We start from the raw sequence: 18,659 nt of genomic DNA on the forward strand, positions 1-18,659 counted from the left end.
AGAAAAAAAATTACCAGTCATCTCGTTTTTGTAGCATCTCATCGATTTCCTCACGAAGGAACAGTAGGCGACCATTAGCTTTAAGGTAGGGGATCTTACCCGCCCATACCCAATTGTAGATGGTCTTTTGCTCAACCTTTAGCAATCTAGACACATCAATGATGTCAAGATACTCAGGCTTGAGAGGTGGCTTAACAACAGCTTCTACGGCTTGCTCTCGTAATACCAACAAGTGGTCTAGTTTTTCTTCCACGCTCGCTAGCTTATCGAATAGGCGTTTTTGCCACTGGTCTTCTGTAAGATAGTCTAAGTATGACATAGTTTGCCTTTTATATAGTTACCCATACTATCTTGAGATAAGATATTTTGTTCTCTCATATAGGCAATATATTTTTTTGCCGTCCTATCCTTGACATCCATCTCCTCCATTACTGAGACCACCAAGTCACTATAAGCTATCGATTTTTGCTCTTTCAAGATTTCTTTAGCCACTGAAATCAAGTCCACTGTCTTTCGCTTTTCTTTTTCTGCTTTGGACTTTTCACCTCTATAAGTAAACATATCAAGCTCTTTATCCCACCCAAAGAGCATCATTGGCACATCTAGAGGACTTCCGTCTCTCACCTTGAGAGCTTTAACCACAGAAAGCTCAGGATTGTCATCATTCTCAATCGAAAGGATACCAGCTGCTTTTCGTTGAAGTTCAGAGCCAATGTGTCCACGTAGCTTCACTCCGTTTGGCACGAAGTGAAGCACGCAGATGATACAAGTATTATAAATACCCGCGAGACGATACAATTCGTCTACTACAGCTATACTCTCACTCTCATCATTGGCAGAGCGGATTAAATCTGCAATCCCATCTATAACTACAAGTTGAATACCTCCGTATTTGTGATAAAGCATATCCATACTATCCCGAATAAGCTTTAGGCGTTCTTGGCGAGAAAGAGAAGCCAAGTAAAATGAGTGAAAGAATAAAGGGACTCGATTTAACCCTGCACGTTTGAGCGTCCTACCTAGATTCTTATGCAATTGAGCCTCAGATTGCTCCGTGTCATAGTGTAGAACAGCTAATTGCCTAGGATTGGCTGCAATCCGTAGCCCTAAGGTTGTCTCTGGGTCTAATGCTTCTTCGTTTATAACTCCAGAAAGAATAGCAGAGATGTAATTGCTCTTTCCTGTGCCCTCACCGCCAGTAATACAGAAAAGGTTATCTTGAGTTCCTAATGGAACACCGTTAACGGACACAATGGGGTGGGAAGCTTCAGGTGGGTTATCATAATCAATCTCACAGGATTTCATCATCATTAGCGTGTTTGCATATAGTTTGTTCAGTTCCTTGGCTAATAGCTCCTTGAGATCTTTTGCTATTCGCCCCATTGAGAAAAAGTCTGATATATCTTTCTGCGCTTTTCCTCCGTCTAGTGGAAGTTCTAGCCTAAGGATAGACAGTTCTGAAAAGGTTTGTAACACCTTAAATGAAGCCCGAATACCCGTTTCATCTACATCATAAAGGATGACGATATGCCTAAATCGTCGACTCAAGAGTTCCATCAGAGACTTTGGAATATCGGCTGTTTCACTATTCAAGCAAATAGCATTGAAGCCATGAGCAGAAAGACTCATCACATCCTTTTCACCACCTGTTATATAGACTACATCACCTTTACTAGATAGTTGTTCCAATCCAAAAACGTAATCTTCGACTTTCTCCCCACCATAGAGAAAGCGGATACTACTGTGAGGCCGATAAACCTTGATGAAGCCTTGCATTACATAGCCAAACATTGGTTCCTCATCATTAGAATATATTGAGTAGGGTTTCCCCTCACGATTGATTGACTTAAAGCAAGTCAATGCTTTCACATGAAAACGATGAAGCACCTCTTCTGTAATCCCATAACGGAACCAAAATAGGAGTTCTCTTTGTCCGAAAGTCTTTGGTGTGAACTCAAATCGTTTAGGAGGTGCAACCGTGGCTTTAGACATCGTTTTGTCGTTGTAGCTTTTGGAGGGCATCTTTGATATCGAAGAATCTTGACCAACTCTAAGGTTTAGCCCCAAGTCTCTATTTATCATCTGTAGGATATTGCGAAAATCTCGCTTGGCATCAAGCCCAGCAACCATTGCTACAAACCAAAAGCAGTCTCCAGAATAAAGCTCGTTCCCAAAGTCCTTCATACGGTAACAGTCATTCTTGCTATCGAAGTAAATGTTACACGAAGCTCTTTTATCCTCATAAAAAGGATTGCGAAAATTCCGCTTAGGCACAAAGTCCATAGGCATATAGTAGGTGAATACATCCAAGCCTCTATTCGTGAGACCAAGTATTTCTTCTTTGATATTCATAGCTCCTCAAACAACATTTCAGGCTTATTTTCACCTAGATACCCCTTTATGATGCCATCTTTGTACGCATTTAGTCTTTGTATTGCCTCAATCCTTCTGAAGCCTTTGAATGTTGCTCGACCAGTCTTCACTGCGATGTACAGGCCTTTGAAAGGATAGACCACATGATTAGCTGATACGTAACGAAAAGGAACTGCATTCGCCTCTCGCCAGCGAGCTAATGAAGCTCTTGAAACACCAAGGATTCTCATTACATCAGAAGAGTTAAGCTCTATTTTCTCTTCAAGGACTTCATAGTCACTTTTGAGTTCCGCAATAAAGCCCGATACCTTATCTATTGCAGATCTAAGAGACTGAATCTCTTGAAGTATTTCCAATTGCGTCTGATTGTAATCCATATGATTCGTCTTGTAATCCTGCTTTAAGACACCTAAGGTAGTCTTCAACTTGAGAGATAAACTTGGAGAGATCAAGGTTGGACCCCATCATGTAGTTCACTACTTCTCTCACTAGAGCATTAAGAATGGATTGTCTTTCGCTTCCATAGATGCTGTCCAACACTTTGAAGAACTGTTCTTGAGTCAGTGTATAGTGTACATCGTTTTGCAGGCTCAAAGGTCCCGTTATGGGCTCTACAACATCTGCATCAATCAGCAGAAAAATGACATCTTTCTTAGCTGCTTGAGCGATTTTGAGGAAGGTCCTTAATTGCTGACCGCCACTAAGAGTCATTGATTTTCTAAAGTTGGAGACATCCATCTCAGCTATGAAAGCTTGAGACTTGAGGTTATTCGAACGGCGAATGATATCCTCAAGAGACGGATTGACTATGTATAGCTTAGCTGTTTCTTTCATTAGGCTACTTTTTATGGTTTACCACAGCAACTTGCTGCGCTGCAAAGTTCCCAATGTTTAGACGTTTAGGCGAATATCATATTACCATTGTTGGGTAAAGTATTACCATTATAGGCATCTGTTCGTGAGAGGAGGTAAGGGACTGCAAGTGCACGGTGCAAGATCCCTCTATATATAGGGGACTTGCACCGTGCACTTGCAGTGTAGCCATACTACTCTCCGAAGAGTGATGAAACCAAGAATTTGGTGATTGTTCAGAAAAATGGTACTTTTGAACTCGGATAACACAAAGTAAGTGTACTCTGTACGGACTCTCAAAAATATCCGTCTTGGCTACAATTTGGCTACAGGGATTTTAGAGAGTATATAAAGAGATTGAGACATAGGAAGTTATGGGCGTAAGTTCATTTTCCCCCGCTTCCGCTTTACGTACTCTGGCAGAGACAAGCCAACCAGTACAACAAAACAGTAAGTGTCTTAATTCTCAGCGAGTTAAGGCACTTTTCTTTTGGTGCTAAGCCCTTCCTCAGAGCACCTCCAGAGACGGTCGAAACTCCCAAAATACTCTATTTGAGCTACAATCTGCGCTCTTTGGTATGCCTCTTTAATCTCGAGTATTTTGCTGAGTTTTTTCAAGGTCTACATGCGACAGATGGTTTTTCATATCCATAACGTTATTGTCTGTTGATGAGGTAAACGAAAAAATCACTATCTTCCATGGCATTTACGCCTACATGAGCTTCACCGGGGAAATGTAGAACGGTACCTGTGCTGATACGATGTACCTCGGTATCGTCAAGAGTAACTTCCACAGTTCCTTTCACTATAGTGAAGTATACTTCCTGTCCTTTATGGTCGTGTGAGGGAATTTGTTCTCCGCTTTTCAATTGCAGGTGTACCAGCATGAGTTCTTTGTTGTCAACAACCTTGCCTAAGGTGCTGATTTCATTGCCGATATGATTGATTGTTTGTTCCATAATCTCTCTTTATTTGGTTATGATTAATACCTGTCTGCTACAAATGTACGTAAAACATTTGAATGACGTTCGTTTTGATGTTGTATGTTTGTATGTAGATGTATTACAGCCTATTGCAACTGTGCAAAGCTAAATGAGATGCTATTGCTTATGCTCTCTTAGCTACTTGAACGCTTGCTTGTATCTTCATTGTTGAAGTTGAAAGTCCGTTGCTGAAGCTGGTCGAAGTTGTCCTCCACGTAGATGTCAATCGTTCGTCGATCGGTAGAGCGTGAAGTGTAATAGAGACGGAAGTCATCTCTCGTGAGCGGATAGCGGTCATTCGGTTTGAATACAGAGCCATCATCCATCTTCAAGCAACCCTTGCCATCCGGCTGGAAGTAACGGATCGTGTATTGCGTATTGGCAAAGCGACCAGCTCTTTTGAGACTACAGCGTATTTCAGCCGTTTCCCCCTTAGCTATGGAGTTCTGCACCGGCATCACTTCAAGCGAGAAGTCGTAAGCCTGCTGTACATCCAGCTCGCGAGTACAAGCAGATAGACAAAAGAGGGCGAGAGCAATCCCTCCCACAGCCCATATCGTATTCGCTAGGAACTTTTTCATTGTTGTTGGTAGTTAGATATTGAACTTGAGTCCTGCTGAGATAGCAGGACGAAAACGATGCAGGTCAGAGCCAAAGAGCAGTCGCCCTTGAGCTTTGAGAACGAAGAGCAGATTGTCAGTTAGGAACAGTTCCACCGAGCTATGTATCGCTCCACCATAAGTAAAGCGAGACCGGTCCAGGAGTGTAGCTCCATCGGGTAGCAACTGTTTATCCTCGTTTAGCTCTTCATAACCGCAGAGAGCGGATAGCCCCAGGTAGCCAAAGACATTCTCCAGTGCCATGGGGAAGAAACTGTAGTGCCACACGGATGGCACTGCAGGGCTGACGCATTATGAGACTGTTGCAATAGTCTCACAAATGTGTCACTCCAGCCCTCTAATCTCTAACTTCTAACCTCCAACCTCTAACCTCTAATCCCTATTTACATATCTTTACGGGGAAATTCGTCCGATTCCCTCCTTTCTCGAATATCCACGTGGAAAATCTCAAATCTGTCCTCTCCTGAAATAGTACACAGTTGGGAAGCCAACCCCAACAACTATGAAAGAAGAAAAAAGTAACCGAGGACGAAAGGGATATCCCCTAGATTTCAAGTGGAGAGTCATTGATGACCTCCTAGCCACTGGCGAGAGCATCGCCACGACCAGCCAGCGCTACGGCATTACCACACGCACCATTCGAAATTGGTTGCGTACCTTTGGAGTAGAGTTACCCAACCAAAGCAGCAGTAGCACTATGAGCAAGACAAACAAGAACAAAGACGTAGATCCAGAGTACGCAGAACTCAAGCGCGAAAACGCTCGCCTCAAAGCAGCCCTCTTCCAGGCTGAGAGCAAGGCCTTAGTCAATAAGACACTACTCGAAGAGGTCTTGAATCGCTACCATATTGATCTAAAAAAAAAAGACCGATTTGCAGCCGTGAAAACGCTTGAATCCGCCAAAGTGAGAGGTCAAAAGCTCTCCATAACCTACCTTTGTCAGCTACTAGAAGTCAGCCGCAAAGGCTACTACAAGCACACCTTCACCGAGCAAGACGAAGATGTCAAAGTAGCCTCCGTCCTACACTATTGCCAGTATGTGCGCGGTCAACTCCCCAAAGCAGGCGTAGACACCCTCCAGCAGTGTGCCAACGAATACTTCAAAGGGACCTTCCAAGTAGGTCGCGACTGGCTATACAAAGTATTAGGAGCCAACGACATGCTACTGAGAAGTCGCAAGCGCAAGCGTCCACCCCAGACGACCAAGGGCGTGGTCAATCACGGCTTCCAAGACCACCTGAACACCACCCCTAAATACATCGCCACAGACCATTGCCGGCTCACCGTCTCAGACATAACCTACGTCAAATGTTTAGGTGGCTTCGCATATCTCTCCCTGACGATGGACGCTTATAGCCGCATCATCACCGGCTTTGACCTGCAGCCCACGCTCTCCACAGAGGGCCCCTACAACGCACTAAGACAGACCGTTGACTTCTACCAGAAGCATGGCTTTGACCTCAAAGGGCTCATCTTCCATAGCGACCGAGGCTGTCAATATGTCTCCAAGCAGATGACCGACTACGAGGCCAGCCTAGGCATCGTAACCAGTGTCACCCAGACAGGCAACCCTCTCCACAACGCTATGGCAGAGCGACTTAACGGGATCATCAAGAACGACTGGCTCTACAACTTCGAGGATAAGCCCATAGATCAAGTTCGAGAGATCCTCTCGCAAACGATTGCTCTCTATAACACAGCGCGTCCTCATCGAGCCATCAACAAGAAGACTCCGATGCAGATGCTCATACCAGATTACCCCAACCCTATAACCACACAACCCTCTAAGAAACAGACATCTAAGAACAATTCACCAAAAGCTCCGAGCCTCAAATCTCCGAGCTCATGCCGCTTAACTCCACACAAAGACCTATCTTTGTGTACCTCCGCAGTAAAAACGACCACAAGTCGTGTACCCCAGCAAGAGCAAAACTAACAAATGAGTACACTCACAGGACTAACAAAAATGACCCGAGTACCATCTCAGTAATACCTTCCCAACTGTGTACTTTTTTCAGGAAGAGGACAATCTCCACGTGGATATTTTTTATTTTCCACGTGGGCGTCAAACAATTCCTCCGAAGTTTCATTTGATTCCTCCGAGGAATTTTTTATTTCCTACCTGGGAAATAAAAATTCTCCACGTGGAGATTTCGAAATATCCACGTGGAAATCAGTTTTCCCCGACATGGTGCCGTTTCGATATGTAGTCGGTTCTAAATTATTGTAACGAGCAGGCGTTGAATTTGCTCAGCCAGGGTGATGCGCTATAATCGCCCTGTTAGGAACTACACGTGAGCGACAAGCGAGGCATAGGGAGGTCGATGAGTCCACTGTATAGGGAGGGCGTCCGTTGTGTCAAAGGTTACAGCGTCGTGGTATTAACGGGGACGGACGCACGAGAGTATCTAGCGGGAGGGCGTCCGTTGTGTCAAAGGTTACAGCGTCGTGGTATTAACGGGGACGGACGCACGAGAGTATCTAGCGGGAGGGCGTCTGTTGTGTCAAAGGTTACAGCGTCGTAGTATTAACGGGGACGGACGCACGAGAGTATCCCTATGATAGCAGACTTTACAAACGAAAATGGCTCTGATAGTCTGCGGGAGACTATTGAAGCCAATTATCGCCAAGTCAAGCAAGAGGTGCTATCCCTCGTAGACTCTGAGACTGCTCGTATCAAAGCTGACCCAACACTCTCTCATCTCATCAAAGAATGATTCGTAAAGATAGATGCCAATGCCTTCTAGGTTGCTATTGGCGGGATTACTAGAGGAATGCCCTAGTTGGAAGTATGAATAATCATTCATCTCGCAGTTCTATCGTGTCATAAATAACAAGAAGGCCGATCGGAAAATCCCTATTTTTAGGTATTGTGTGTTCTGGAAAACTTTACGAATTTTGCTCGCAGAAGTAGGATAAAGCACTTATTATGCAGACGACAAAGGAACATACACGCAGACTATTGCAAGATACAGCTCGAGAAGCGTTTCTGAGGAAAGGCTTCAGGGCGGTGTCTATGCGTGAGATTTCCAAGCTGTCTGGTGTTGGGCTAAGCAACATATACAATTATTATCCCTGCAAGGATGATTTGCTGGCAATCGTCTTGCGTCCACTTTTGGAGGTGATGACTAACATGCTGGAAAACCATAATTGTGATAATAACCTTTCACTTGAGATCTTTACCTCAGAAGAGTATCACCGTCAATCTATGCAAGAGGTAATGGGTGTGATTACTCGTTATCGTAAGGAGTTCAGGTTGCTATTTCTCGATACTCGAGATACACGATTTGAAGACTTTTGGGAGCGATGGATTGATAAAAGCTCGATAATCGGAATCGAGTATTTAGAAAGGATGAAAGAATTATATCCGGGGCTACATACTAATGTTTCCCCTTTTTTCATACACTTCATCAGCTCTTGGTGGATCAGTATGGTGAGAGAGATTGTATTGCACGAGGAGCTCTCCTCCGAGGATATCGAATGCTTTATCGGTGAATACATCCACTTCAGTATAGGTGGGTGGAAGCAACTTATGAAGGTAGATCATCAGAGCGGATTGTGAGCATTACAGATATTACTAGCAATGAAAGAATTACTCTTTGAAGAGGGCGTTGATGAGCTTTCTCACTTTGATGCTGATAAGTGTGGGCAAAGCCGTGGCAATGTCTATTGCACTAAAGCTTGGGACGAGTGGTCAATGACAATAAAGAATGAAATCAATGATACAGACTATCCAAATACAAAGTAGCGGGGGAATTTATTCTGGAGTCCTGCAGTATAAGAGATTTCATTTTAGGAAATCATCCTATCGAGCGAGTCACCTACAGAGGCGGCTCGCTTTGTTTTTGAACAAAAACGCTCTCCTGTTCTCTTTTGGACTATTGCCACTTAGGAGTAAAGACACTTCAAGATCAATATAACATGAAACGATATGAAAATAGAAAGAATTAACAATTGGTTTGCCTTACGTGGCAAAAGAATGATGCGTAATCGCTGGGTAGTGCTGGGAGGGTTTATCCTGATCCTTGCCATCGGCGTATCGGGACTTAGGTACTTCAAGGTAAGTGCCTCATGGGAAGACTACTTTCTCGAAGACGACCCGATGCTTGTCAAGACCGAAGAATTCAAGGAGATATTCGGGAATGACAACTTCGCAGCCGTGCTGACTAGGTGTGACAATTCGTTTACGAAAGACAATCTGGAGCTGATCCGTGAACTAACGAACGAGATGGTGGACAGCCTTTCGTACGCCGACAAAATCACCTCTCTTACCGACATCGAGTTTATGATGGGAGGCGAAGATGGTATCGCCATTGAGCAGATAGTTCCCGATACGATCCCTACGGATCCCAAGCAATTGGAAGAGATTCGTCGCAAGGCTTATATGAAACCTCACGTAGCAGAGCGATTAATTTCCAAAGATGGAACGCTCTCGTGGATTATACTCAAGCTACGTACTTTTCCCGAAGACTCTGTTTGGAATAAGGGGAAGAACCCTGTTTCTCCCGAGGTGCTTACGGGCAATGAACTAGAGCATATTATCACCAAGGACAAGTACAAGGCACTTCATCCCAAAGGAACTGGGCTACCCTATGTAACAGCGATGAAAATGGGATGGATTGGGAAGGAAATGCCACGTGTAATGGGTATCGCGGCTCTCGTCTCCATTCTTATTCTCCTACTGGTGACACGTTCATTTAGAGGGGTCGTCGTCCCTCTTCTCACCGCTATCAGCTCCATCATCGTGGTGTATGGGGTGCTGGGATATGTTGGTATGACCATAGACAGCGGTATGGTATTGATCCCTATGTTGCTGGTCTTTGCCGTTTCCATTGCATACAATATTCACGTATACTCCTATTTCAAGCGTAGGTTCCTCATTCATGGAATAAGGAAACAAGCCGTAGAGGAAACGGTAGGGGAAATGGGGTGGCCAGTGCTTTTCAGTGCACTCACCACTTTCGCAGCCTTGCTTTCATTCCTCGCCATTCCTATGCAACCGATGCGTTTTATCGGAATAGCCACCTCTTCGTGTGTGATGCTGTCATTTCTTTTCACCATTACCTTGATGCCCATTCTCCTCAGTTTTGGCAAGGACGGAAAGCCTCACCCCAAGGTACAGGAGACTGGTGGGCGATGGATGGATCAGAAGCTGGAAAGCTTAGGCAAGAGTGTACTCAGGCATGGCACCTTGATACTCGGGCTTACTGGGATTATCTCTGTGGTTCTTATCTACCAATTCACCAAAATAGAGACGGCTTTTGATGTAGAGCGAACGATGGGACGAAAGATTGATTACGTCAACAACCTATTGGAGGTGGGGGAAAGCGAACTTGGGTCTGTTTATACCTACGATGTAATGATTGACTTCCCGGAAGATGGATTGGCAAAGTCTCCGGCAATGCTACTGCGATTGGACTCCCTTGCACAGCATGCCGGTGGGTATAAGTTGACCAAGCGAACGACCTCGGTATTGAATATACTCAAAGACCTAAATCAAACGCTCCATGACGGTAATCCCTCTTATTATACCATTCCCCATAACCCTGATGAGGTTGCACAGCTGTTGCTCCTTTACGAAAATGCGGGAGGTAGTGAAGCGGAGTATTGGATAGATTACGACTACCGCCGTCTTCGCCTGATGGTGGAGATGAACTCATACGATTCTGGGGAAACGGAGCGAGAGTTGAACGATATAATTGCTTACGCACAGAAGCTCTTCCCCAATGCAGCGGTCACTACCGTTGGAAGTATCCCACAGTTTACCGTAATGATGCAGTATATCGCACGAGGACAAATGGTTTCGTTCGCCATTTCTCTCCTTATCATAGGTATACTGATGATGATCGTTTTCGGCAGTGTACGCATAGGGCTTGTCGGTTTAATTCCCAATGTCACCCCAGCACTGGTCGTTGGCGGACTGATGGGCTGGCTGGGCTATCCATTGGATATGATGACGGCCACTATTATGCCGATGATCCTCGGCTTGGCTGTGGACGATACCATACACTTCATCAATCATAGTCATCTTGAGTTTGACCGTAAGGGCAATTATAGGAATGCGATTCTTCGTTCATTCCACACTATTGGCACTCCAATCGTCTTGACAAGCGTAGTAATCTGTGCCAATTTCGCTGTATACACCACATCAGAGGCCCTCTCCTTTGTACATATGGGGATGCTATCCGTGGCAGGTGTCTTGTCGGCACTGCTTGCCGACCTCTTTGTGACGCCTATACTTATCAAGAAGTTCCATCTGTTTGGCAAGGAGACAAACACTATCGAAAGGCCAAAAGAACAAACAAACATAATTGAATCATAATGAGTAATACAAACAAACAAAAGAAGCCGTCGGTATTGAAGCGATTGCTCCCCTACGCAGGTAAGAAAAAGTATATGCTTCCGCTGGCGATGGTTTTCTCGGCCCTCTCGGGTATTTTGGTGCTGATGCCTATGGTCTATATCCATAAGATTGTCAGCGGGATTATCTTGAGTGGTAGTGTCGATGGGGAGACCATACGATACTACGCCGTTCTGGCAGCGAGTTTTGCCGCAACAGGAATGCTACTCTATTTTTGTGCGTTAATGGTATCCCACCTCTTCGCTTTTGAAGTCGAGGCCAACATCATCAAACTCAGCGTGAAGAAGATGATGTCGAAACCTTTGGGCTTCTTTGCCAATCGCGAAAGTGGCAATCTCCGCAAGACGATTGTCGATGGGGCTGCTGAGACCCACACGATGCTGGCACATCAGTTGCCCGACCTCGCCATGACGATTGTTTCGCCCATAGTGCTATTGATCTTCTTCTTCCTTTTCGACTGGCGGCTTGGTCTAGTGAGCCTTGTTCCGATGGTCATAACCGTGCTATTGATGGCGACTATGGCGACCCCAAAGAGCAAGAAGTTGCGGGAAGAGTATTACGAGGGACTTGCCAATCTTTCTGCCGAATCGGTAGAATATGTGCGTGGCATCCCAGTCGTAAAGACCTTTGCCCAGAGCGTGGAGAGCTTCGATCGTTTCTACTCACTCATCGTAAAGCTGAAAGATTTCGTGGTGCGGTGGAGCATGGGGTTCAAGAATAAGATGTCGCTGTACGAAGCCATTTCAAGCTCTACGGCATTCTTCTTGGTGCCTGTTGCCATTATGATGATCACCTCGGGAGGTGATATGCGAGAGGTGCTGGGTAATTCCGTTATCTATCTATTAATAGGGCCTGTGTTCGGTGTCTTTATGATGCGAAGTGCCGCCATGCAAAACTTCATCTACTTCGCAGAGTTGGCGTTGGATAAGATTGACACAGCTTTGGATTATGAAGACCTCACTTACGGCGAAGCAACAGCTGTTGGAGATGGCTTGGAGTTCAGAAACGTCTCCTTTTCATATGGAAAAGACAAAGTGCTGGACAACGTATCGTTTAAGGTGAACAAAGGTGAGACTGTTGCCCTGGTGGGAGCTTCGGGAGGAGGTAAGACCACCGTGGCACGTTTGGCAGCTCGCTTCTACGATGCCGATGAGGGCGACATCTTCATTGGAGGCACCAGTATCAAGGAGTATGAAAAAGAGGCCCTGAGCCAAAAAGTGGCTTTTGTATTCCAAATGTCTAAGCTCTTTAAGATGAGCCTAAGGGAGAACTTATTGCTAGGTAACCCCAACGCCAGCGATGAGGAGATAGAGCAAGCTCTCGTCAGAGCTGGAGCCAAAGAGATTGTCGATAATCTAGAAAAGGGCTTGGATACCGTATACGGCACTAAGGGCACCTATTTTTCAGGTGGCGAGATCCAACGCCTTTCTATCGCAAGGGCTTTCCTGAAGAATGCCGACTTCGTGATACTTGACGAGGCAACCGCTTTTGCAGATCCGGAGAACGAGCATATCATTCAAACCTCGTTCAAGGAGCTATCAAAGGACAAAACCACACTGATGATCGCACATAGGCTCTCCACGGTGATCAATGCCGATAGAATCCTAGTAATGGAGAATGGCAAAATCGTGGAAAGTGGTACGCATAACGAATTATTAACCCTAGGCGGTGTCTACAAAAAGCTGTGGAGCGAGTATCAAAAAGCCGCCAATTGGAGAATAGGAGGTGACTATGAAAATGAATAAGTTCTTTAAGCAAAAATACGCCATGTCGGAGCAGGGTGCGAAGAACCTGCAGAAGTCTATCTTCTCGCATACCATCCTAAATCTGACCAAGATGTTTCCGCCCACTATCGGATTTGTCTTTTTATTCCAGTATTTGGGCAGTTTGGAGGGTATTCCTGCACCAGTAGAGCTGACCCTTGTAGACTATATCGTCATCATCTTAGTGATGCTGTTGGTGATGTTTTTTGTGGCAAGGTGGGATTACGTACGCCTTTACGACAATGTTTATAATGAGAGTGCCAACTCACGCATTGATATAGCCAACCGTCTGAAGAAACTGCCTCTCTCATATTTCGGCAAGCGTGATGTATCCGACCTCTCGGCGACGATGATGAGCGACCTGAATCTCTATGAGCAGATATTCTCACACTCCGTGCCGCATATCTATGCCACATCCATTTCCACGGTGATTATATCTGTAATGATACTTGCTTATAATTGGCAGCTCGGATTGGCGGCATTGTGGGTCATCCCCGTCTCGCTACTACTCTTTTCGCTTTCCAAGATGAAACAACGGAATGATGTGAATGCCTTTGTGAAGAGCAGTCGTGACGTGCTTGACGGCTTACAAGAGCAGATAGACCAGATACAGGAGATTAAGTCCTATAATCTGGAAGAGCGGACACTGAGCGAGTTCTACCACAAGATGGATGGTAATACTAGAAATAAGGTAAGGATGGAACTCTCCGCCGGTATTGCCACCGCACTGGCTGGTATGCTGATGAAGCTCGGCATCGTCTCGGTGGCGATTGTCGGTGCCAACATGCTGATTGCCGGACAAATCAATATTCTGGTCTATATCGCCTACCTCATCCTCACGGCAAGCATCTACGTGCCTATAGAGGGCATCCTCTCCTTTATGGCTATGATCGTGACACTCGATGGTGTGGTGGCACGTATCAAGGAGATCAAGACCATGCCTATTCAGGAGGGCAAACAGGAGATGAACCCTATGGATTATAGTCTAGATTTCAAAGATGTAGTATTTGGTTACGAGGATTATACCGTCATCAACGGCGTGAGCTTCACTGCGAAACAAGGCGAGGTGACAGCATTGATTGGGGCTTCGGGAAGTGGCAAGACCACGCTGACCAAGTTGGCCGCTCGCTTTTGGGACATACAGCAGGGCAAAATCCTGCTCGGTGGCGAGGATATTAGTCGGATAGATCCCGAAACACTGCTCAAGAACTACGCCATTGTCTTTCAGGATGTAGTGCTATTCAATGCCAGTATCAAAGACAACATTCGTATCGGCAAGAAAGGAGCAACGGACGAGGAAGTGACTCGTGTCGCCAAAATTGCCCGCTGTGATGAGTTTATTGATCGTATGCCTGATGGTATTGATACCGTCATCGGGGAAAACGGCGAGCGACTTTCTGGTGGCGAACGTCAGCGGATCTCCATCGCCAGAGCTCTCCTAAAAGATGCACCCATCATCCTGATGGACGAAGCCACGGCCTCGCTAGATGTGGAAAATGAAAGCCTAATACAAGAGGCTTTGTCGGAGCTGATCAAGGAGAAGACAGTCATTGTTATCGCTCACCGCATGCGTACCATTCGTGGAGCCAATAAGATCGTGTTGCTCCATCAAGGTAAGATTGAAGCAATGGGTACGGATGCAGAGTTGCAGGTGCAATCGGCTACCTACAGGAAGATGCTTGAAAAGTCAATAGGATAAAATCAACAACAAAATATCAATCATGATGAAAAGAATTATTTTAGCAAGTTTGGTGGTTTGGGCTTTTGCCGCCACTGCAATGGCTCAGACGGGCAGAGAGATTGCCCAAAAAGTAAAAGATCGTCCCGATGGCGATACCCGTCAATCGGAATTGGTCATGAAACTGATCAATAAGCGTGGGGCGGTACGCGAGCGGAAGCTTATCTCTTACTCCATAGACGTGGGAGCGGGGAAAAAAGACCGTAAGAGTATCATGTTCTTCCTATATCCCGGAGATGTAAAAGGGACAGGCTTTCTCACTTGGGATTACGACAATCCTAATAAAGACGATGACAGATGGCTCTACTTGCCCGCGATGAAGAAAACCCGCCGCATCAGTGGCTCTTCTGCCAAGCAGGATTACTTTATGGGCAGTGACTTCACCTATGATGATATGGGCAGTCGCAATGTAGACGAAGACTCCCACCAGTTGCTGGGCGAAGAGACTATTGGCGGACACAAGTGCTGGAAGCTGGAATACACGCCTAAAGACAAACGTGAGATCTACTCTAGAAAGGTGGCGTGGATTCGTCAAGACTGCCTTATCGCCGTTAAGGTGGAGTACTACGACAAGATGGGGAAGCTACACCGTCGCCTTGAATTGTCGGACATTGTGAAGGTTTCTGGTTTTTGGATTGCAAAAAAACTGCATATGACCAATGTTCAGACTAATCATCAGACGATTCTTGAGTTTAAGGATCCTAAGTTCAATACCCCTATGAACGAGGCTCAATTCAGTGTAAGCACCTTGGAAAAAGGCCGATTCTAATGACAGATACAACTAGTCATTCAGCAAAATTCTTGTTGCTGTTTATTCTCTTCTTGCCCCTGCATATCGCATGGGGTCAAGAAGAGGTGGCTTCATCGTGGCAAGTCAAAGGATTTGTGGATACCTATCATGCCGTCCGATCCGAAAAACCGAACAACTTTATGTCTTCGCGCACGAGAATAAGGGGAGAGATAGGTAAAAGTTTTGAAGGCTCTTCGCTTTTTGTCTCATTCAACGCAACTTACAATGCATTATTAAAAGAGCGTACAGGTTTTGAACTGCGGGAAGCGTATCTTGACCATAGAGATGACCATTGGGGCTTTCGCCTTGGGCGACAATTGGTCATTTGGGGGGCGGCAGACGGTGTGCGTATTACCGACTTGGTCTCTCCTATGGATATGACAGAGTTCTTGGCACAAGACTATGATGACATTCGGATGCCAGTCAATGCCCTACGCCTTTTCGTTTTTAACGATAAAATGAAATTGGAACTGCTTGCCGTGCCAACCTTTGAAGGGTATAAACTACCTACCGACGCAATAAATCCATGGTGCATTTTACCCAAAGATAGCCCACTGCCTATTGCCTGGGAAGAAAATGGGAGCCACCCCAGTCTTCATTTTGCCAATATCGAGTATGGCGGAAAGCTATCTTTTACCTTGCCTGGAGTGGACTTTTCGCTCTCCGCATTGCATACGTGGAACAAGATGCCCGTGTTTACGTATCGCCCTACAGATACCCACATTGTCGTTGCTCCGCAATACTACCGAATGGGATTTTTCGGAGGAGACATATCCAAACCTCTAGGGCAACTGGTATTACGAGGAGAAGCAGCCTTCAATGTAGGGAAGCATTTCAGCTATAGACCTGATGCGTCTGATCAAGAACAAAAGGGATTCAACACTGTGAATTATCTCGTGGGTATCGATTGGTATGCCCCCAAAGATTGGGTGGTGATGGCACAGTTTTCCTCTGAAAGCATCCTAAAGTACGAAGACCAGATTGCACAGCCTCGTCACAATTCACTCCTTACGCTCAATGTGTCGAAAAAGCTGTTGGATAACACCCTACAACTCTCCAACTTCACCTATTTCGACCTCAACCATAAAGGTTGGTTTAGTCGATTTACTGCCGCCTACTCTCTGAATGACTTCATTCAGCTTTCTCTCGGGTATGATTGGTTTGGAGGCGATGAAGGCGTGTTCAGCGCGTATAAAAACAACTCAGAAGTATGGGCGAAGGCAAAATATAGCTTTTAATCCAAGTTTCACGGGAGGAAGTGTGTAATGGTTGCTGGGGGCGGGCGGGAGCATTTGAGTTATGGACTTTGTGTCCTACAGATTTTGATTTTCCTAAAGGGGGCTTCTCGTTGCTTCTCTGACAGCTCTAGACCACAAAGCTTGCGAGGAGCCTTGCTTTGTTGACGATCTTGTCGCTGTTCCTGACGCTCTTTGAGACTCTTGTTCTCTCCGAAGATGAACTCAATGCCTTTCTTCTCTGCATTGACCTGAAGCGTAGTATCGAAGGATTTGCCACTCTTAGCGGTCATACCTTCTACTCTCACGGCTTATGCCCATCTGCTCAAACTGTTTCCATTTCACCTTGTCGGGGTCAATGCCTTGGAAGGACTGTTTCTGCTCGCCTGCATAGTCCGAAGGATTGACACGGGCGGAGTCCAGCATCTCTTTATTGGAGGGGACTTCCGAAGCTTTAAGCATCTCCGAGAGCACACGTGCACTGGCAACGGCACTCTCAAAAGGCACTTTGAAGAAGTTCAGCGGTGTGGGATGCTTGAACTGACGCATGAAGTTGGAGAGGAAGTTTTCCAGCGCATTGCTGTGCTTGTCGAACTTCAGGAAGCTCTGTTCATGCTCGGCGGTGGGCGGAACGGTTTTCAGTCCGCCTTTCTCGTCCGTACCTGTGACGACTTTGAGATTCTCGTCTTTCTGATCCTTGACCAAAAGGACTTCTTGGTCTTTGATTTTTTCGTCCATATTATAATGTATTTAATGGCACCAACAGCGGTACACGGACAAAAGTAAACCAAAGAAACCGTGTGCGTTTTAGGTTATAAATAACTGCGTACTTGTGGTGTCGATATGGATAGAAGTGGCAAAAAAGAGGTATGGTTCTTGAGCCATACCTCCATATTATCATTTCTCTTTTTAATCGTATTGATGTGTAGTTCCGTATTTTCCACTCCAAATTGCATTTTGGGGTGGAATGTACGCGAGTTAAAAGATGCTTTATAATTCATTATTCTGCATTATTGTGATTACCTTTGTAGGTCTGATAATCAAAAAACAATACCTGAAAGATATATGTCTCGGTTACCCATCCATAGAAGTTCACAACTCTCAGATTTCGGAGTCTATCTGAAGACCGTCATCTCTCGGACATCGGCATCTTCAGACAGATACACCTTTTCTCATACCGACGATTATTATTTCTTTGGCTTCATAGAGGGTGGGCAATGCTGTCTGAATATTGATTTCGAGGAATACACTTTCGGGAAAGGAAGTCTGGCTATCATTCTACCCGGGCAGGTGCATCGTATCATCGACGCTTCCAATCTTTCTGCAAAATTTCTGGTTATCGACTCGGTATTGGTGGATAAGGAGGAAAAACGAACGCTTGAGAGATACGGTCGCCCTCAAATACAACTATCCGACATATCGGAACAGAAACTATTATTATCACTTCTTGACTGCAAACTGAGTGGCATGAAAAATCCATCTGCCAAAGCAGTCGTTCAGCGACTGACCACCGTCATTGTAGGGTTAGTCGTGGAGAACATTGTAAATGCAACGATAGCTCAATCCAAATTGCAGGGGACAGTGACCAGACACAAGGAAATAGTATGGGAATTTCGGGATTTGTTGGAAAGCAATATCCGAAGCAAACGTTCGCCATCATTCTATGCCGGGCGGCTGAACATTACCGTTGCCTACCTGAATGAAGCTGTAAATTCTGTTCTGGGGACAAGTGTGAGCCACCATATCCAAAACGAGATTATTTTGTTGGCTAAACGTCAATTGGTCTATACTACAGATTCCATCAAAGAGATTGCACATAGTTTAGGCTTTAACGATTACTCCTACTTCACACGGCTGTTTACCAAGGTTGCAGGCGTTTCTCCCACGCTCTTCAGAAGGACTTACCACGAATAGTGCTATCATTACCGTTGTCCGTCTATTGTG

Annotated in this window: 17 protein-coding genes and 2 pseudogenes; 10 read left to right on the top strand and 9 right to left on the bottom strand. The window is 45.4% G+C overall.

All coding sequences use genetic code 11. The features are described from left to right. Nucleotides 1–10: 10 nt before the first annotated feature. The 7 genes from Q2J34_RS07300 to Q2J34_RS07330 all read right to left on the bottom strand — a co-directional run bounded on the left by Q2J34_RS07300 (nucleotide 11) and on the right by Q2J34_RS07330 (nucleotide 5,104). Nucleotides 11–319, bottom strand: a complete 309-nt coding sequence (locus Q2J34_RS07300) for a helix-turn-helix domain-containing protein (protein WP_300969749.1) — start codon at nucleotides 317–319, stop codon at nucleotides 11–13. Beyond that, nucleotides 307–2,352 (bottom strand): bifunctional DNA primase/helicase, encoded by a 2,046-nt coding sequence (locus Q2J34_RS07305; protein WP_300969751.1) that lies wholly within the window; start codon nucleotides 2,350–2,352, stop codon nucleotides 307–309. The genes Q2J34_RS07300 and Q2J34_RS07305 overlap by 13 nt, the downstream gene beginning before the upstream one ends. Next, the gene (locus Q2J34_RS07310) at nucleotides 2,349–2,750 is read right to left on the bottom strand and encodes a hypothetical protein (protein WP_039865881.1); all 402 of its coding nucleotides are present in this window, start codon (nucleotides 2,748–2,750) and stop codon (nucleotides 2,349–2,351) included. Before Q2J34_RS07310 ends, Q2J34_RS07305 begins: the two co-directional genes overlap by 4 nt. Further along, on the bottom strand, nucleotides 2,698–3,207 hold the full coding sequence (locus Q2J34_RS07315; protein WP_300969753.1) for a hypothetical protein: 510 nt from the start codon (nucleotides 3,205–3,207) through the stop codon (nucleotides 2,698–2,700). The genes Q2J34_RS07310 and Q2J34_RS07315 overlap by 53 nt, the downstream gene beginning before the upstream one ends. 674 nt (nucleotides 3,208–3,881) lie before the next feature. Continuing rightward, on the bottom strand, nucleotides 3,882–4,184 hold the full coding sequence (locus tag Q2J34_RS07320; RefSeq protein ID WP_300969754.1) for a cupin domain-containing protein: 303 nt from the start codon (nucleotides 4,182–4,184) through the stop codon (nucleotides 3,882–3,884). Nucleotides 4,185–4,342: 158 nt separating this feature from the next. Continuing rightward, nucleotides 4,343–4,789 carry a DUF3872 domain-containing protein gene (locus tag Q2J34_RS07325; RefSeq protein ID WP_300969755.1) on the bottom strand — a complete coding sequence of 149 codons (447 nt, stop codon included), beginning with the start codon at nucleotides 4,787–4,789 and terminating at the stop codon, nucleotides 4,343–4,345. 12 nt (nucleotides 4,790–4,801) lie between these two features. Continuing rightward, nucleotides 4,802–5,104, bottom strand: coding sequence for a conjugal transfer protein TraO (locus tag Q2J34_RS07330; RefSeq protein WP_300969756.1), 303 nt, complete (start codon nucleotides 5,102–5,104; stop codon nucleotides 4,802–4,804). Nucleotides 5,105–5,330: 226 nt separating this feature from the next. On the opposite strand from Q2J34_RS07330, the gene Q2J34_RS07335 reads away from it, so the two are divergent. The 9 genes from Q2J34_RS07335 (at nucleotide 5,331) to Q2J34_RS07375 (ending at nucleotide 16,718) form a co-directional block, all read left to right on the top strand. Further along, a complete protein-coding gene (locus Q2J34_RS07335) occupies nucleotides 5,331–6,764 on the top strand; it encodes an IS3 family transposase (RefSeq protein ID WP_300969099.1) in 1,434 nt (477 codons plus the stop codon). 622 nt (nucleotides 6,765–7,386) lie between these two features. Next, entirely contained in the window at nucleotides 7,387–7,545 is a 159-nt protein-coding gene (locus tag Q2J34_RS07340; RefSeq protein WP_300969758.1) for a hypothetical protein, read from the top strand. Between the two features lie 212 nt (nucleotides 7,546–7,757). After that, nucleotides 7,758–8,390, top strand: coding sequence for a TetR/AcrR family transcriptional regulator (locus Q2J34_RS07345; RefSeq protein ID WP_300969759.1), 633 nt, complete (start codon nucleotides 7,758–7,760; stop codon nucleotides 8,388–8,390). A gap of 21 nt (nucleotides 8,391–8,411) precedes the next feature. Further along, complete coding sequence (locus Q2J34_RS07350; RefSeq protein WP_300969761.1) at nucleotides 8,412–8,576, top strand: hypothetical protein; 165 nt, start codon at nucleotides 8,412–8,414, stop codon at nucleotides 8,574–8,576. Nucleotides 8,577–8,759: 183 nt separating this feature from the next. After that, nucleotides 8,760–11,150, top strand: coding sequence for an efflux RND transporter permease subunit (locus Q2J34_RS07355; protein WP_025883586.1), 2,391 nt, complete (start codon nucleotides 8,760–8,762; stop codon nucleotides 11,148–11,150). Beyond that, entirely contained in the window at nucleotides 11,150–12,934 is a 1,785-nt protein-coding gene (locus Q2J34_RS07360) for an ABC transporter ATP-binding protein (RefSeq protein WP_300969762.1), read from the top strand. The genes Q2J34_RS07355 and Q2J34_RS07360 overlap by 1 nt, the downstream gene beginning before the upstream one ends. Continuing rightward, nucleotides 12,927–14,651, top strand: a complete 1,725-nt coding sequence (locus Q2J34_RS07365) for an ABC transporter ATP-binding protein (RefSeq protein WP_300969763.1) — start codon at nucleotides 12,927–12,929, stop codon at nucleotides 14,649–14,651. Before Q2J34_RS07360 ends, Q2J34_RS07365 begins: the two co-directional genes overlap by 8 nt. A gap of 22 nt (nucleotides 14,652–14,673) precedes the next feature. Continuing rightward, a complete protein-coding gene (locus tag Q2J34_RS07370; RefSeq protein ID WP_025883589.1) occupies nucleotides 14,674–15,459 on the top strand; it encodes an outer membrane lipoprotein-sorting protein in 786 nt (261 codons plus the stop codon). Continuing rightward, entirely contained in the window at nucleotides 15,459–16,718 is a 1,260-nt protein-coding gene (locus tag Q2J34_RS07375) for a DUF1302 family protein (RefSeq protein ID WP_300969765.1), read from the top strand. Before Q2J34_RS07370 ends, Q2J34_RS07375 begins: the two co-directional genes overlap by 1 nt. Before the next feature lie 101 nt (nucleotides 16,719–16,819). On the opposite strand, the pseudogene Q2J34_RS07380 reads toward Q2J34_RS07375, so the two are convergent. Together Q2J34_RS07380 and Q2J34_RS07385 are read right to left on the bottom strand one after the other, a co-directional pair. After that, nucleotides 16,820–17,026: pseudogene (locus Q2J34_RS07380) on the bottom strand (DUF3945 domain-containing protein); the annotation flags it as partial. Further along, nucleotides 17,016–17,453, bottom strand: a pseudogene (locus Q2J34_RS07385) (hypothetical protein); the annotation flags it as partial. The pseudogenes Q2J34_RS07380 and Q2J34_RS07385, both read right to left, overlap by 11 nt. Before the next feature lie 327 nt (nucleotides 17,454–17,780). Here Q2J34_RS07385 and Q2J34_RS07390 point away from each other — a divergent pair. Further along, complete coding sequence (locus Q2J34_RS07390; RefSeq protein ID WP_300969771.1) at nucleotides 17,781–18,629, top strand: AraC family transcriptional regulator; 849 nt, start codon at nucleotides 17,781–17,783, stop codon at nucleotides 18,627–18,629. Nucleotides 18,630–18,659: the final 30 nt, after the last annotated feature.

Source organism: Porphyromonas vaginalis, from assembly GCF_958301595.1.
Taxonomy (GTDB): Bacteria; Bacteroidota; Bacteroidia; order Bacteroidales; family Porphyromonadaceae; genus Porphyromonas; species Porphyromonas vaginalis.